Origin of the sequence: Sphingopyxis sp. 22461, assembly GCF_052044915.1 — a bacterium.
In the GTDB taxonomy this organism is placed as follows: domain Bacteria; phylum Pseudomonadota; class Alphaproteobacteria; order Sphingomonadales; family Sphingomonadaceae; genus Sphingopyxis.
Window position 1 is genome coordinate 256,240 of the sequence record NZ_JBQENY010000007.1, and the last position, 15,390, is coordinate 271,629.

General features: G+C 66.3%; 18 protein-coding genes. 12 read left to right on the top strand and 6 right to left on the bottom strand.

Going from position 1 to position 15,390, the window contains the following annotated elements; translation table 11 throughout:
- Positions 1-91 precede the first annotated feature (91 nt).
- The 7 genes from ACTJI5_RS13745 (at position 92) to fghA (ending at position 5,812) form a co-directional block, all read left to right on the top strand.
- A complete protein-coding gene (locus ACTJI5_RS13745) occupies positions 92-1,471 on the top strand; it encodes an L-serine ammonia-lyase (RefSeq protein WP_440860712.1) in 1,380 nt (459 codons plus the stop codon).
- A 104-nt stretch (positions 1,472-1,575) separates the two neighbouring features.
- Positions 1,576-2,688, top strand: coding sequence for an S-(hydroxymethyl)glutathione dehydrogenase/class III alcohol dehydrogenase (locus ACTJI5_RS13750; protein ID WP_310255198.1), 1,113 nt, complete (start codon positions 1,576-1,578; stop codon positions 2,686-2,688).
- 7 nt (positions 2,689-2,695) lie between these two features.
- On the top strand, positions 2,696-3,079 hold the full coding sequence (locus ACTJI5_RS13755; RefSeq protein WP_440860713.1) for a VOC family protein: 384 nt from the start codon (positions 2,696-2,698) through the stop codon (positions 3,077-3,079).
- Positions 3,076-3,948 (top strand): formyltetrahydrofolate deformylase, encoded by an 873-nt coding sequence (gene purU / locus ACTJI5_RS13760; protein WP_440860714.1) that lies wholly within the window; start codon positions 3,076-3,078, stop codon positions 3,946-3,948. The genes ACTJI5_RS13755 and purU overlap by 4 nt, the downstream gene beginning before the upstream one ends.
- A 122-nt stretch (positions 3,949-4,070) precedes the next feature.
- Entirely contained in the window at positions 4,071-4,451 is a 381-nt protein-coding gene (locus ACTJI5_RS13765) for a VOC family protein (RefSeq protein WP_058537359.1), read from the top strand.
- A 30-nt stretch (positions 4,452-4,481) separates the two neighbouring features.
- Positions 4,482-4,967 (top strand): prolyl-tRNA synthetase associated domain-containing protein, encoded by a 486-nt coding sequence (locus tag ACTJI5_RS13770; RefSeq protein WP_440860715.1) that lies wholly within the window; start codon positions 4,482-4,484, stop codon positions 4,965-4,967.
- Positions 4,964-5,812, top strand: a complete 849-nt coding sequence (gene fghA / locus ACTJI5_RS13775) for an S-formylglutathione hydrolase (protein ID WP_440860716.1) — start codon at positions 4,964-4,966, stop codon at positions 5,810-5,812. The genes ACTJI5_RS13770 and fghA overlap by 4 nt, the downstream gene beginning before the upstream one ends.
- 79 nt (positions 5,813-5,891) lie before the next feature.
- Here fghA and ACTJI5_RS13780 read toward each other — a convergent pair whose 3' ends face one another.
- The 5 genes from ACTJI5_RS13780 to ACTJI5_RS13800 all read right to left on the bottom strand — a co-directional run bounded on the left by ACTJI5_RS13780 (position 5,892) and on the right by ACTJI5_RS13800 (position 10,731).
- Positions 5,892-6,878: a quinone oxidoreductase family protein gene (locus ACTJI5_RS13780; protein WP_440860717.1), complete on the bottom strand. Its 987-nt coding sequence runs from the start codon at positions 6,876-6,878 to the stop codon at positions 5,892-5,894.
- A 100-nt stretch (positions 6,879-6,978) separates the two neighbouring features.
- Positions 6,979-8,826: a DEAD/DEAH box helicase gene (locus ACTJI5_RS13785; RefSeq protein ID WP_440860718.1), complete on the bottom strand. Its 1,848-nt coding sequence runs from the start codon at positions 8,824-8,826 to the stop codon at positions 6,979-6,981.
- 67 nt (positions 8,827-8,893) lie between these two features.
- Positions 8,894-10,072, bottom strand: a complete 1,179-nt coding sequence (locus ACTJI5_RS13790; RefSeq protein ID WP_440860719.1) for an NAD(P)/FAD-dependent oxidoreductase — start codon at positions 10,070-10,072, stop codon at positions 8,894-8,896.
- Between the two features lie 6 nt (positions 10,073-10,078).
- Entirely contained in the window at positions 10,079-10,258 is a 180-nt protein-coding gene (locus ACTJI5_RS13795) for a hypothetical protein (RefSeq protein ID WP_137752117.1), read from the bottom strand.
- Positions 10,255-10,731 carry a GreA/GreB family elongation factor gene (locus ACTJI5_RS13800; RefSeq protein WP_440860720.1) on the bottom strand — a complete coding sequence of 159 codons (477 nt, stop codon included), beginning with the start codon at positions 10,729-10,731 and terminating at the stop codon, positions 10,255-10,257. The genes ACTJI5_RS13795 and ACTJI5_RS13800 overlap by 4 nt, the downstream gene beginning before the upstream one ends.
- A gap of 124 nt (positions 10,732-10,855) precedes the next feature.
- Here ACTJI5_RS13800 and ACTJI5_RS13805 point away from each other — a divergent pair, with 124 nt between their 5' ends.
- Together ACTJI5_RS13805 and ACTJI5_RS13810 are read left to right on the top strand one after the other, a co-directional pair.
- Positions 10,856-11,608: a head GIN domain-containing protein gene (locus ACTJI5_RS13805; protein ID WP_440860721.1), complete on the top strand. Its 753-nt coding sequence runs from the start codon at positions 10,856-10,858 to the stop codon at positions 11,606-11,608.
- 43 nt (positions 11,609-11,651) lie between these two features.
- On the top strand, positions 11,652-12,362 hold the full coding sequence (locus ACTJI5_RS13810) for a head GIN domain-containing protein (protein WP_440860722.1): 711 nt from the start codon (positions 11,652-11,654) through the stop codon (positions 12,360-12,362).
- A gap of 162 nt (positions 12,363-12,524) precedes the next feature.
- Here the strand turns inward: ACTJI5_RS13810 and ACTJI5_RS13815 are convergent, their stop codons facing one another.
- A complete protein-coding gene (locus tag ACTJI5_RS13815) occupies positions 12,525-13,328 on the bottom strand; it encodes an SDR family oxidoreductase (RefSeq protein ID WP_440860723.1) in 804 nt (267 codons plus the stop codon).
- A gap of 112 nt (positions 13,329-13,440) precedes the next feature.
- Here ACTJI5_RS13815 and ACTJI5_RS13820 point away from each other — a divergent pair, with 112 nt between their 5' ends.
- The 3 genes from ACTJI5_RS13820 to ACTJI5_RS13830 all read left to right on the top strand — a co-directional run bounded on the left by ACTJI5_RS13820 (position 13,441) and on the right by ACTJI5_RS13830 (position 15,333).
- The gene (locus ACTJI5_RS13820; protein ID WP_310255207.1) at positions 13,441-13,956 is read left to right on the top strand and encodes a hypothetical protein; all 516 of its coding nucleotides are present in this window, start codon (positions 13,441-13,443) and stop codon (positions 13,954-13,956) included.
- Positions 13,957-13,970: 14 nt separating this feature from the next.
- On the top strand, positions 13,971-14,975 hold the full coding sequence (locus ACTJI5_RS13825; RefSeq protein WP_058799863.1) for a TonB family protein: 1,005 nt from the start codon (positions 13,971-13,973) through the stop codon (positions 14,973-14,975).
- A 91-nt stretch (positions 14,976-15,066) separates the two neighbouring features.
- Positions 15,067-15,333, top strand: coding sequence for a hypothetical protein (locus tag ACTJI5_RS13830; protein ID WP_058537349.1), 267 nt, complete (start codon positions 15,067-15,069; stop codon positions 15,331-15,333).
- Positions 15,334-15,390: the final 57 nt, after the last annotated feature.

Consider the following 15,390-nt stretch of genomic DNA (forward strand, 5'->3'; position numbering starts at 1 on the left):
CTGCGCGACAGGGAGGATTTATTGCAAGCCGTAACGAAAATTGGCCCGCGTGGGCCTATCGGGATCGTCCGCCTTCTCCTATAGCGCCGCCATGACGATCAGCCTGTTCGAACTCTTCAAAATCGGTGTTGGACCCTCCAGCTCGCATACCGTGGGCCCGATGGTTGCCGCCCGGCGTTTCACCGTCTGGCTCGACGAGGCCGGGCTTCTTGGCAAGACGGTGCATGTCGAAGCCGACCTTTATGGCTCGCTCGCGTTGACCGGAAAGGGCCACGCCGCCGACACCGCGATCGTTGCAGGTCTCGCCGGCGAAATCCCCGCATCGACCAGCCTCGCCGCGATCAAGGCGCATTGGGACCGGGCGGAGAGCGAAGGCTTTATCTACCTGCTCGGCCGCCAGCGCGCGCGCTTTCAACCGAAAAGCGACCTGCATTTCCAGATGCGCCAGCGCCAGCCTTTCCACAGCAATGCCATGAGTTTCACCGCGCGCGATGGCGATGGCGAAATCCTCGCCAAGCGCATGTATTTTTCGATCGGCGGCGGCTTCGTCGTCGACGAGGATGAGGCGGGGCGCAACAGCCGCGGCGCCGAGGATGAGGTCGAACTGCCCTTCGCCTTCACCTCGGGCGCCGATCTGCTCGAAATGGGCGCGGCGTCGGGCAAGAGCTTTGCCGAAATGATGCTCGAGAATGAGCTCGCGCATCGCAGCCTCGACGAGGTGAACGCGGGGCTCGATGCGATCGCGGCGGCGATGGACGCGTCGATCGACGCGGGCTGCTGCAGCACGGGGGTCCTGCCCGGCGGGCTGAAGGTCAAGCGTCGTGCGCCGCAGATCGCCGACGACATTCGCAACCGCCACGAGGCGAATCTGACCGACCCGCTCGCGATGATGGACTGGATCAACCTGTGGGCGATGGCGGTGAACGAGGAAAATGCCGCGGGCGGCAAGGTCGTCACCGCGCCGACCAATGGCGCGGCGGGGATCATTCCGGCGGTGATTCGATTTTACCGCCGCGGCTATCGCGGCGACGATGCGGGGGTGCGCACCTTCCTGCTCGCCGCGGGCGCGGTCGGCGCGCTCTACAAACGCAACGCCAGCATCTCGGGCGCCGAGGTCGGCTGCCAGGGTGAGGTCGGCGTCGCCTGCTCGATGGCGGCGGCGGGGCTGACCGCCGCGCTCGGCGGCACCAACGCACAGGTCGAAAATGCCGCCGAAATCGGCATGGAGCATAATCTCGGCCTGACCTGCGACCCGATCGGGGGGCTCGTCCAGATCCCGTGCATCGAGCGCAACGCGATGGGGTCGATCAAGGCGATCGACGCGAGCCGCATCGCGATGATCGGCGACGGCACGCATGTCGTCAGCCTCGACACGGTGATCGCGACGATGCTGCAGACCGGACGCGACATGCGCGACAAATATAAGGAAACGTCGAAGGGCGGGCTCGCGGTCAGCGTGGTGGAGTGCTGACGCGCTGATCTTCTGACAGCGATGCCATAGCTATGTTTCCGCGGGCTTGCTCTTGCATTGCGGCGGCGTTTGCGGGATGGGAACGCGCGAAAGGGAGATACGCCATGAAGACCCGTGCCGCCGTTGCGTTCGAAGCGAAGAAGCCGCTCGAGATCGTCGAACTCGACCTCGAAGGCCCGAAGGCGGGCGAGGTGCTGGTCGAAATCATGGCGACGGGGATCTGCCACACCGACGCCTACACGCTCGACGGCTTTGACAGCGAGGGCATCTTCCCGAGCGTGCTGGGGCATGAGGGTGCGGGCATCGTGCGCGAGGTCGGCGCGGGCGTGACGAGCGTTGTTCCCGGCGACCATGTGATCCCGCTCTACACCCCCGAATGCCGCCAGTGCAAAAGCTGCCTGTCCGGCAAGACCAACCTCTGCACCGCGATCCGCGCGACGCAGGGCAAGGGGCTGATGCCCGACGGCACGACGCGCTTCAGCTACAAGGGCCAGCCGATCTTCCATTATATGGGCTGCTCGACCTTCTCGAACTTCACCGTGCTGCCCGAGATCGCGGTCGCGAAGATCCGCGAGGACGCGCCGTTCCAGTCGAGCTGCTACATCGGCTGCGGCGTCACCACCGGGGTCGGCGCGGTGATCAATACCGCCAAGGTGCAGGTCGGCGACAATGTCGTCGTCTTCGGGCTCGGCGGCATCGGGCTCAACGTGATTCAGGGCGCGCGGCTTGCGGGCGCCAACAGGATCATCGGCGTCGACATCAACCCCGCGCGCGAGGAATGGGGCCGCAAATTCGGGATGACCGATTTCCTCAATACCAAGGGCATGAGCCGCGAAGACACGGTCGCCGCGATCGTCCAGCTGACCGACGGGGGCGCCGATTATACGTTCGACGCCACGGGCAATACCGAGGTGATGCGCACCGCGCTCGAAGCCTGCCACCGCGGCTGGGGCACTTCGATCATCATCGGCGTGGCCGAGGCGGGCAAGGAAATCGCGACGCGTCCGTTCCAGCTTGTCACCGGCCGCAACTGGCGTGGCACCGCGTTCGGCGGCGCCAAGGGCCGCACCGACGTTCCCAAGATTGTCGACATGTATATGACCGGCAAGATCGAGATCGACCCGATGATCACGCACGTCATGGGGCTCGAAGAGATCAACAAGGGGTTCGACCTGATGCACGCGGGTGAGAGCATCCGTTCGGTCGTGGTTTTCTGAGGCCGGCATGTTCAGCCATGTCGCGCTGGGCGCCGACGATATCGAAGCCGCGCGCCGTTTCTATGACGCGGCGCTGGGCGCGCTCGGGGTGTCGCCGGGCGTCGTCGACGAATGGGGCCGGCTCATCTATTCGCACGCCGGCGGGCGCTTTTTGCTGACGAAGCCGCTCAATGGCGCGGCCGCCAGCGGAGCCAATGGCGGAACGCTGGGTTTCGTCGCCGCGTCGACCGGGGCGGTCGATGCGTGGCACGCCGCGGGCGCGGCGAACGGCGGCACGATGATCGAGGACCCGCCCGGCATTCGTCAGGTCACCGCGGGGCGGACGGTCTATCTCGCCTATCTGCGCGATCCTGCCGGCAACAAGCTGTGCGCGACGCACCGGCTGGCATGACCGAAATGGACCAGCCCGCCTTTGTCCTGACCTTCAGCTGTGTCGACGCCGTCGGCATCGTCGCGGCGGTGACCGGGCTGCTCGCGGAACGCGACGGCTTCATCCTCGACAGTCAGCAATATGCCGACCTCGATTCGGGGCGCTTTTTCATGCGCGTCGAGTTCCGCGGCGCGGGCCCCCGTTTTCCGGGCGAGCTGGCCGCGGTACAGGAAGCCTTCGCGCCGATCGCCCGCCGTTTCGCGATGGATGCGCGGATCAGCGACAGCCGGGTCAAGCCGCGCTTCGTCATCGCGGTGTCGCAGGGCAGCCATTGCCTCAACGACCTGCTCCACCGCTGGTCGACGGGCAATCTCGCGATCGACATCGCCGCGGTGGTGTCGAACCACGAGCATCAGCGGCGGCTGACCGAATGGCACAGCGTGCCCTTCCATCACCTGCCGGTCAGCGACGCCAACCGCGCCGAACAAGAGGCCGCGATCGTGCAGATCATGGCCGATGCGGGCGCCGAGCATCTGGTGCTCGCGCGCTATATGCAGGTGCTGTCGCAGGATCTGTCGGCGAAGCTGTCGGGGCGCTGCATCAACATCCACCACAGCTTCCTGCCGGGCTTCAAGGGCGCCAAACCCTATCACCGCGCGCACGAGCGCGGGGTCAAGCTGATCGGCGCGACCGCGCATTTCGTGACGAGCGACCTCGACGAGGGGCCGATCATCGAACAGGCGGTCGAGCGCGTCGATCACCGCGATTCGGTGGACGAACTGATCCGCATCGGCCGGGATACCGAGGCGCAGGTGCTGGCGCGCGCGGTGCGCTGGGTCGCCGAGCAGCGCGTTTTGATCGATGGCCGCAAAACCGTGGTTTTCCGTTAGGAGCCTTAAGCGGCGCGCCGGTTCGTCATTTTGACGAATCCGGAACAGAAAGGCGGCTGGTCCTGCCCGGCGGGACAGCGTAGGTATCGATTCGCAACCAAAATCAGGAGGAGCAAAAGGCGATGTACAGTCACAATATGGTCGGGGCGAACGACCTCGAAGCCGCCAAGAAATTCTATGACGCGACCTTTCAGGCGATCGGCGGCAAGCCCGCGATCACCGACGACAAGGGCCGCCTGATCTATATGTACAATGGCGGGCTGTTCCTCGTTGGTGCGCCGATCGACGGCGAACCCGCGACCGCGGGCAACGGCTGCACGATCGGCTTTGCAATGGAAGGCCCGGAGCAGGCCAAGGCGTGGCACGACGCCGGCGTCGCCAACGGCGGCACTTCGATCGAAGACCCGCCGGGCGTGCGCGAAGGCGGGTTCGGCCAGCTCTATCTCGCTTACCTGCGCGATCCGTCGGGCAACAAGCTCTGCGCGCTCCACCGCGTCGTCTGAGCCGATACTATGATGCGAGGCGAAGCGGGATTGCTGGCCGATTTGGGTGTGCTCGCGATCCCCTTTGCCGCGCACGAACATGAAGCGGTGTTCACCGTTGCCGAGAGCGACGCGGTGCACGCCGCGATGCCGGGGGCGCACACCAAGAATCTGTTCCTGAAGGACAAAAGCGGCGCCTTCTGGCTCGTCACCGTGCCGTCCGACGCGCGCGTCAATCTGAAGGCACTGCCCGGCGCGATCGGATGCAAGCATGTGAGCTTCGGCAAGGCCGAGGATATGGAGCGGTTGCTTGGCATTTCGCCGGGGTCGGTGACGCCGCTCGCTGCGATCAACGCCGTGCCGGGGAGCATCACCATCGTGCTCGACGAAGTGCTGGCGATAGCGGAAACGGTCAACGTCCATCCGCTGCGCAACACCGCGACGCTCGGGCTGCCGGGCGCAACGATCCTCGACCTGCTGCGTCATTGGGGGCATCAGCCACTTGTCGCCGCCGTCCCTGTGCAGGAAGAATCATGACCCTCGAAACCCTCTCCACCGTTCGCAGCCATGGCGGCACGCAGGGCGTGTACAAGCATGCGAGCACGACCACCGGCACCGACATGATTTTTGCGGTCTTCATCCCAGATCACGCGCCGGGGGCCAAGCTGCCGGTGCTCTGGTATCTGTCAGGGCTGACCTGCACCCACGCCAATGTGATGGAAAAGGGCGAATATCGCGCCGCGTGCGCCGAGCATGGCGTGATCTTCATCGCGCCCGATACCAGCCCGCGCGGCGAGGGTGTTCCCGACGATCCCGAGGCGGCGTGGGATTTCGGGCTGGGCGCGGGTTTCTATGTCGATGCGACCGAAGAGCCGTGGGCGAAGAATTACCGCATGCGCTCGTACATCGAGGACGAGCTGCCTTCGCTGGTGCTGCGCAATTTTGCGGCCGCGGACCTGACGCGGCAGGCGATCACCGGCCATTCGATGGGCGGGCATGGCGCGCTGACCATCGGCCTCCGCAATCAGGATCGCTTTCGTTCGGTCTCGGCCTTCTCGCCGATCGTCGCGCCGCTGCAATGCCCGTGGGGTGAAAAGGCGCTCGGCAATTATCTCGGCAACAACCGCGAGGACTGGCACGCCTATGACGCGTGCGCATTGCTCGATCAGGGGCTGCGCGTGCCCGACCTGCTCGTCGATCAGGGTGACGCCGACAATTTCCTGGTGGAGCAATTGAAGACCGAATTGCTCGTCGCGGCGTGCGAACGTGCGGGGCAGAAGGCCGAAATCCGGATGCAGCCGGGGTATGACCACAGCTATTATTTCATCTCGACCTTTTTGGCCGAGCATGTTGCATGGCATGCGGAGCGGTTGAAGGCGTAACGTCGCCCCCGCGAAGGCGGGGGCCGCTATCGGCCTTTTGCTACATCTCCAGCGGCCCCCGCCTTCGCGGGGGCGACGGTTAGGAATGCTCCGGAATCAGCAGCGTCGACCCCGTCGTGCGCCCCGCCTGCAAATCGGCGTGTGCTCTTGCCGCATCCTGCAACCCGTAGCGCTGGCCGACGGTGATCTTCACCGCGCCCGATGCGATCATCTCGAACACGCGCGCGGCGCCCGCAGCGCGTTCACCGGGAAGGTGATAATAATCGAACAGCGTCGGCCGGGTGACAAACTGCGATCCGTGCTGCGCGAGGATGCCGAGGTTGACGCCGGTCACCGGGCCGCCCGCATTTCCATAGCTGACAATCAGCCCGCGCCGCGCGGTGGCCTTTAGCGAGACGTCCCACGTCGCCATGCCGATGCCGTCGAAGGTCACGGGCACGCCCTGGCCGTCGGTGATTTCGCGGACGTGCGCGGCGACGTCGTCGGCCTTGTACATCAGCACATGGTCGGCGCCGGCTTCGCGCGCGGTGTGCGCCTTGGCCTCGGTGCTGACGGTGCCGATCACAGTCGCGCCGATCGCCTTCAGCCACTGGACGAGGATGAGCCCGACCCCGCCCGCGGCGGCGTGGACGAGCACGGGCGAGCCGGCCTGAACCTTCGCGCAGCGTTCGACGAGCATTTCGACGGTGCAGGCTTTCAGCAGCGCGGCGGCGGCGGTTTCATCGTCGATGTCGGCGGGGAGCTTGAACAGCGAGGCCGCGCCGACGATCCGCGCGCTGGCATAGGCGGTGCGTTCGGGGCCGAAGGTCGCAACGCGGTCGCCGGGCTGGAGGCCGTGGACGTCGGCGCCGACGGCGATGACTTCACCCGCCGATTCGACGCCAAGCCCGCTCGGCAGCGGAACGGGATAGGTGCCGTCGCGGTGATAGGTGTCGAGATAGTTGAGCCCGACGGCGGTCTGGCGGAGCAGCACCTGGCCGGGGCCGGGTTCGCCAAGCGTCACCTCGCGCCAGTCGATGACCTCGGGTCCGCCCTGGCTTTCGATAAAGGCTTCGATCGCTTGCATGCGCCGCTCTCCTGCTGTCCGGACCATCTGGTGGGCCGGACGGAAGAGCGCAAGGGCGGTGCGATAAAAGCCCCTCCCCGTCGGGGGAGGGGTTCAGGGTTTATTTCGACGGACGGCGCGGACTGCGCTGACCGAAGGGCTTGGGCTTGTAGCGTTCGTTGCCGCCGGGACCGCCGGGGCCACGCGGGCCGCGCGGACCCGAACGATCGCCGAAACCGCGATCGCCGCCCGGCGCACGGCCGAGCGTGCTGCGGGGCGCGTTGTCGCGCGGACCCTTGTCGCGGCGCGGCGGATAGGTCGGCCCGTCGGGCGCTGGCGTGATCGACACGCCGCTGTCGTCCTCGCCATCGGCGTTGGCGCTGCGCACCACCGCTTCGGCGAAGCGATCGGCTATGCCACGCGGGATGTTGAACATCGTTTCCTTGGGACCGATGCGGATCGCGCCGATCTCGTTCTTGCTCACATGGCCGCGGCGGCAGAGCAAAGGCAGGATCCAGCGCGGGTCGGCATTCTGGTGGCGGCCGATATTGAGGCGGAACCAGACGCTGTCTTCGAAGCCCTCGCGGTGATCGCCACCGCGCTCCGGACGTTCGAAACGTTCGCCGCGCTCGGGGCGGCCGGCGGCGTCGCGGCCACGCGGGCTGTTGTCGAGGAGATCCTCGGGCGGCGGCATCAGCGCGCGGTGCGCCTGGACGAGCGACGCGGCGATGTCCTCGGGGGTGCGCTCGGCCATCAGGCGCTGCGCGAGTTCGATATCCTCGGGCTCATGCTCGACCGGCGTGAGCAATTTCTCCATCAACCGTTCCTGATCGCGCTTGCGCACGTCGGCGGCGGTCGGCGCGTCCATCCATTCGGCCTCGATGCGCGCCCCGCGCAGCATGCCGTCGACACGGCGGCGGCGCGGGTAGGGGACGATGATGACCGCGGTGCCCTTTTTGCCCGCGCGGCCGGTGCGGCCCGAACGGTGCTGGAGCGCTTCGGCGTCGCGCGGGATTTCGACGTGGATGACGAGGCTGAGCGTCGGAAGGTCGATGCCGCGCGCAGCGACGTCGGTCGCGACGCAGACCTTGGCGCGGCGGTCGCGGAGCGCCTGCAGTGCGGCGTTGCGCTCATTCTGGCTATGCTCGCCCGACAAGGCAACCGCGGCGAAACCGCGCTCGACGAGGCTGGCGTGGAGGCGGCGGACATTGTCGCGCGTGGCGCAAAACAGCATCGCGGTTTCGGCGTCGTGCAGGCGGAGCAGGTTGACGACGGCGCCCTCGATGTCGGCGGGGGCGACGGTCACCGCCTGATAGGCGATGTCGCCATGGCCGCGGTCTTCGCCGACGGTCGAGATGCGCAGCGCATCCTGCTGGTAGCGCTTGGCGAGCTGGACGATCGGCTTCGGCAGCGTCGCCGAGAAGAGAAGCGTGCGGCGCGTTGCGGGGGTGCCGTCGAGGATTTCCTCGAGGTCGTCGCGAAAGCCCATGTCGAGCATTTCGTCGGCCTCGTCGAGCACCGCGACGCGGAGCGCGGTTAGGTCGAGCGCGCCGCGTTCGAGGTGATCGCGCAGACGGCCGGGGGTGCCGACGACGATCTGCACGCCCTGGCCGAGTGCGCGGCGTTCCTTGCTGGCGTCCATGCCGCCGACGCAGGTCGCGATGCGCGCGCCCGCCTTGGCATAGAGCCAGCCGAGTTCGCGGCTGACCTGCAGCGCAAGCTCGCGCGTCGGCGCGACGATCAATGCGAGCGGCGAGGTCGCGAAGGGCAGGCGGCCGTCCTCGATCAGCTCGTCGGCCATCGCGAGGCCGAACGCGACGGTCTTGCCCGAGCCGGTCTGTGCCGAGACGAGCAGGTCGCGGCCCTTGGCTTCGCCTTCGGTGACTTGCGTCTGGACGGGGGTGAGCGCTTGATAGCCGCGCGCGACAAGGGCGTCCGAAAGGACGGGAGAAAGATTTTCGAAAGGCATTTTTATCTCAATAATATGGGCGGTCACCGGTGCGGTGACGGGCCGACGGAAAAGGGGCTCAATGGGCTTAAATCACCTGTCCGGCAGCGTGTCCGCTGGCCCAGGCCCATTGAAAATTATAGCCGCCTAACCACCCTGTGACATCTACGGCTTCGCCGACCGCATAGAGGTTCGGGACGGTTTTGGCCATCATTGTTTGCGAGGATAGGTTTGCAGTCGAGATTCCGCCGACCGTGACCTCAGCTTTGGCGAAGCCTTCGGTGCCGTTGGGGCGGAAAATCCAGCCCGCTAGCTGCGCCTCTGCATCGGCGAGCTTGCGGTCGGTCTGGGCGCCGAGTTCGCCGGGAAGCGCAAGGCGTTCGGCGAGGGTTTCGGCGAGTCGGTCGGGAAGCAACGCCCCCAAGGCGGCGCGCAGGGTGATGCGGGGACGGGTGCGTTTGGCGTCGTGCAGCCAGCCTTGCGGGGCATCGGGCAAGAGGTCGATCGTCACGGGTTCGCCGTGACGCCAATAGCTGCTGACCTGCAGGATCGCGGGGCCGGAGAGGCCGCGGTGGGTGAAGAGCGCGGCTTCGCGGAAGGCGGCCTTGCCCGCGCGCGCTTCGACCGGGGCGGCGATTCCCGACAATTCGCGGAACAGCACATCGTCGCCGCCGAGCGTCAACGGAACGAGCGCGGGGCGCGGCTCGACGACTTTCAATCCGAACTGGCGCGCAAGGTCATAAGCGAAGCCCGTCGCGCCCATCTTGGGGATCGACGGGCCGCCGGTCGCGATGACGAGCGCCGCGGCGGTGAAACTCTGGTCGCCGAAGCGGACGGTGAATTTGCCGTCGGCGTGGGTGACATCGCTCACCGGCTGACCGGTACGCACCTCGACGCCGGCTTTTGCGGCCTCTTCGAGCAGCATCGCGACGATCTGTTTCGCCGAGCCGTCGCAGAAGAGCTGGCCGAGCGTCTTTTCATGATAGGCGATGCCGTGGCGTTCGACGAGCGCGATGAAATCGGCGGGAGTGTAGCGTGCGAGCGCCGATTTCGAGAAATGCGGGTTCGCCGAGATGAAGCGGTCGGGCGCGCTATTCACATTGGTGAAATTGCAGCGCCCGCCGCCCGAGATGAGGATTTTCTTGCCCACCGCGTCGGCGTGGTCGAGCAGCAGCACGCGGCGGCCGCGCGCGCCCGCGACCGCGGCGCACATCAGCCCGGCCGCGCCGGCACCCAGCACGATGGCATCAAATTCATTGGTGGACATGGTGGATCAGTGCAGCTTTGCGATCGAAAGGCTGTCGGCCTTGGCGCGCGCCTTCACCGACTCCTCGCTGCGCGTCAGCGCTTTCGCGATCGACTTCAGCGGCATGCCCTTTTTGGCGAGCGTGTGGAGCTTGTCGATCTCGGCCGGGGTCCACGGCTGTTTGTGGCGTTCGAACTTGTCTTTCATGTCTGCGTCTCCGGATCGGCTTCGGCGGCGAGGATCGCGATCGCATCCTCGCGGTCCTGATATTCGACGCTCTCGCCGGTCTCGGCGCCCATCAGCGCACGCGCGAGCGGAGCGGAAAAGGCGATATGGCCGCGTGCGGGGTCGGCTTCGTCGCCGCCGACGATGGTGATCGTCTTTTCGGCCTTGTTCAGCCGGTACGTCACGCGGCTGCCGATGCCGACGCTGCCATCGGCGGGCGGTGCCTGCACCTCGGCGGTCGATTGCCGCGTATGGAAATAGCGCAGGCGGCGCTGCAACTTCTTGCGCGCGTCCTCGTCGGCGGTTTCCGCGATCTCGCGCTCAAGCCGCGCGACCTCTTCGCCGAGCAGGCGCAGTCCGCGCGGGGTCACCAGGTTCGGGCCGACCGCGATGGGCAGCTCGAATTCGGGTTCCTTATGCTCGTCGTCGCTCTCGCGGCGAAAGGCTACGCTCATGGTCGGGCTTTCGGTTTCGGGGAGAAATTGCCCTCTGGACGCCGAAGGTGGCGACAAGATGGCAGACCGCTGGACAGCGACGACGATCGTGTGTTATGCAAGCAATACACAGAGGAGATTGATGATGCGGAACTGGATGATGGCGATTTTGCCGCTGGCGCTTGTGACCGGCTGCAACGGCGCGGCGCCGAGCAACGACAAGCCGGCCGAACGGGGCGGGCCGCCGGCCAGCGTCGGTCCGATCACGACGCAGACCTATGATCTGACCGGCTTTACCGCGGTCGAGGTTTCGGGTCCCGACGACGTCACCATCCGTCAGGGCGACAGTTTTTCGATCAGCGCGCGTGGCCGCAAGGAAGCGCTCGACCGGCTCGAGATCAAACTCGACGGTCCCGATTTGAAGATCGGCCGCAAGCGCGAGGGTTTCAGCTTTTCGAGCAACGACGAGGATGACGTCGATATCGCGATCACCCTGCCTCGGCTGAACAAGGTGCGCCTGACCGGATCGGGAACGATCGACGCCGACACGGTCGACGGTGACGCGGTTGAGGCGGTGGTCACCGGGTCGGGCGACCTCAAGGTCGCCAAGCTGACCGGCAAGCGCGCCGACATCACCGTGTCGGGATCGGGCGATATCGAGATTGCCGGCGGCACGATCGGATCGGGCGAGCTCAGCGTCACCGGGTCGGGCGACATCGACGCCGACGGGCTCGTCGCGACGACGCTCGAGGTATCGGTCACCGGATCGGGCAATGTCGACGCGCAGGCGACCGGCAAGGCCGATATCCGCATCCTCGGGTCGGGCGATGTGACGCTTGGCGGCGGCGCGAGCTGTTCGACGCGGCAAATGGGTTCGGGCACCGCGACCTGCAAATGATGCCACGCTGGTGCCGCCTGCCCGGACGGGGTAAGGCGGCACCATGACGCTTGCCATAAGATGCGCCGCGATCGCGGCCGCCGCCCTGCTTGCTGCCGGCCCCGCATGGGGCGCCGAAAAGCGTTTTGGCCTCACCAGCTTCGAGACGATCGACGTCAGCGCCGATGTGACGGTCGAGGTCGTGACGCGGGCGCCCGTCAGCGCCGTGGCTACCGGGCCGCAGGACGCGCTCGACCGCCTGAGCGTCGAAGCGCGCGACGGCAAGCTGGTGATCAGCGAGCGCCAGTTCGCGGGCGACGAAAAGCGCCGCGGGCCGCGCGGTCCCGTGACGGTTCGCATCAACGCCGCGAACCTGCGCGCGGCGACGCTTTCGGGCGCGGGGTCGCTCCAGATCGACAGACTGAAAGGACAGCGCGCGATGGTCGGCCTGCGCGGGCCCGGGCGGCTGGTCGTCGGCCAGATTAGTACCGATCGGTTGCAGGTCGCGATGATCGGAAACGGTACGATGACCCTCGGCGGCGCCGCCAAGAACGCGCAGATGACATTGTCGGGTGCGGGCGCGGTCGACGCGGGCGCGCTGGCGGTTGACGAGCTGATCAGCGACAGCGAGGGGGCGGGCGATCACATCCTGCGCGCGGTGAAGAGCGCGGCGATCACCTCGCGCGGGATCGGCAAGACCGTCGTGCTGGGTAGGCCGGTCTGTACGGTGCGCAATGTGGGTAGTGGGTCGGTGACGTGCGGGAACGCAAAATAGCCGGCAAGTTTTCGACCTGACCTATCTATCATCGTCATCCCGGACTTGATCCGGGATCCACGACGACGGTGCGGCTACGGATCCCGGATCAAGTCCGGGATGACGAAGTGGGTGGGGGAACCGCACCTGCTCACCCCGAAGCCGGCGCCACTGCCGAATAGCTCAGTGCGCCGCGGCGCCCAGCCCGTCGATCTTCTTCGACTGGCGGACGATCAGCCCGGGGAACCAGCGCGCGAGGCGTGACAGGCGCTTTGCCATCTTGCCGACCGTGGTGTGGACGCTCGTGCCGTGTACCGCGTCCCACGCCGCCTCGGCGACGCGCTCGACGGGGACGATTTCGAAGCCGCTGTCGGACAGGCGGGTGCGCGCGGGTTCGTTGCTGTCGGCGCTGACCTGATCGAGCAGGGGCGTGTCGATGAAGCCCGGCATCAGCGAACGGACCTTGATGCCATGTTTGGCGAATTCGATTTCGAGCGCTTCGGTGAGGCCGCGTACCGCGAACTTGGTCGCCGAATAGATGGCGAGGCCCGCGACCCCGTAGAATCCCGACGCCGATCCGGTGTTGAGGATCGTCGATCCCGGGGTCGCGCGGAGCAGCGGTAGCGCCATATAGATGCCGTTGACGACGCCGCCGAAATTGATCGCGATCAACCGATCGGCCTCGGCCGGGGGCATATCGGCGAACTGCCCGCCCGTGCCGATGCCGGCGTTGTTGAAGAGGACGTCGAGGCGGCCGCCGCTGGCTTTCGCAAATTCGTCGAGTGCGGCCTTCCACTGGTCGCGATCGCGGACATCCATCACATGGCGCGACGACGCGCCTTCGGGAAGCAGCGCGGCGGTTCCATCGATCCCGGCGCTGTTGACGTCGGCGATGCCGACGAACCAGCCCTGCCCGGCGAAATGGCGCGCAACCGCACGGCCGATCCCCGATCCGCCGCCGGTGATGAAAATCGCCTTTCGTGCCATGGGCCCCTCCTTACATTGATGTCAGCGCGACAAGATGCGAAGTTGACGTTTCCGTCAAGCGGCAATCGCGGCTTGGCAAGGCGAAGCACGGCTCGCTAAGAGGGCGCCGATGATGACCCGCGGCCTTCGCTTTTTCTTCCTGTCGTTGCTGATGCTGTGCGCGGGCCTCACCGCCCCGGCGCGCGCCGAGGTGGTCGTGAGTTTCTACAGCCATGATTTCGGCGACCGGTTCCCGCATGCCTTCATCGTGATGAAGGGCACACTCGATGCGACGGGCGAGGTGGTCGACGCCAATTACGGTTTCACCGCGGTTTCGGTCAGTCCCGCGATTCTGCTCGGGTCGGTGAAGGGCAAGGTGGAATCGTCCGAGCCCGATTATATCGCCAAGAGCGACCGCCAGTTCGACGTGACGGTCGACGATGCGACCTATGCGCTGGTGATGGCCAAAGTTGCCGAGTGGCGCGACCGCGAGCAGCCGAGCTACAGCCTGAACAAGCGCAACTGCGTTCATTTCGTGATGGAGCTGGCCGAAGTCGTCGGCTTGAAGGTCGACCGGAAGAGCAAATTATTCAAGAAGCCGAAGAGCTTTCTGATCGAAGTAAAGGGCTTGAACCCGCAATTGGGATGAAGGGGGAGGGGGCAATGTTGCAATCGGGGATAGCGATCGTGCTGGCGCTGGCTGCGGCGCAAGGAGACGCCGCAGACGTGGAAAAGGGGATGGCACCGGCGACCAATCCGGGAAGCTGGGTCACGAACGACGACTATCCGGCGAGCGCGATGCGTGAGGAGCGCGAAGGAACGACAGGATTCAAACTGACGATCGGCGCTGACGGTCTGCCCACGGGCTGCGACATCATCGCGCCGAGCGGCCATGGCGATCTCGATGCGCTGACCTGCCAGCTGATCCTGCAACGCGCGCGCTTTACGCCGGGGCGCAACGCGCGCGGCGACGCTGTCGGCGGGACATACAGCAACCGGATACGCTGGCAGATCCCCGGGAAAGGCACCTATCCGGTAGCGGTTGCTGGCTTCGACCTCGACCCGGCTCAGGAAAGCTGGCCGCGCGGTGCGATCCCCGACGATGCGTTCAAGCGCATCGACCCCGCCGCCCACTATCCCGCAGCAGCGCGCGCTGCGCGCGAGGAGGGCGTGGTCCACATGGAACTCAATATCGACAGTGCCGGGCAGGTCGCGGGTTGCAAGGTCAATGAAAGCAGCCTGTCCGCCACGCTCGACGCGGCAGCATGCGCGTTGATGCGCAGCGACGGCAAATTCTTGCCGGCGCTCGACAGCGAGGGAAAGCCGACGAAGGGGGTCGTCGCGGCGAAATTCCAATGGGCGCTGCCACGCGACGCCGGGGACGGTGGCGCCGGCGTATCGATTCCGTCCGGTCCGACTTTCCCGTTGGGAGAGCCGGGCAGCGCGACGATGACGGTGCTGCTGGGCGCCGACGGCCGCGTCGAGGAATGCCGCTTTTCGAACACCGGCAAATTCGGTGCTGCACCGAACGGAATGACGCCCTGCGACATGTTCGGCTCGCAGGCGCGTTTCACGCCTTTCGTCGACGCCAATGGGACGAAGGTTGCGAAACGGGTGATTCTGCGAAGCGACCTGACGATCGAGGATGCCCCGGCGGTCGCCAAATGAGCCGCCAGCCCTAGACGGCACACGACTTTCACCCTATGTTCAGGGAACGGGGCGCAATAATCAGGGCTCCGGATGTAGTTAGGGGCGATTCTTGCGGCTGTTGCTGACCCTTTTGGCATTACTGACCGGCCTGGCGACCGCCGACCGGGCCGTTGCCGCGCCTGCCGTTCCGGCGGCGATGGGGTCGCTGGTGATGTTCGCCGAAACCGCGGGCAAGGCCGAAACGAGCGACGTTGAGCGTCGCCCGACCACCACGACGCCGACCCGCCGCGTCTCCAGCGGGAGCGGCAAGCCGCGCAAGGCGGCCCCGCCGCATCTTCCCGGCCTGCTCACCGGCAGCGACCGCGCGCTCGAATAGAGCGGCTTTTTCGCGCCTTTCTTGAGGCGCCGCCCCGCAAAGGGGCCTTTTTCATAT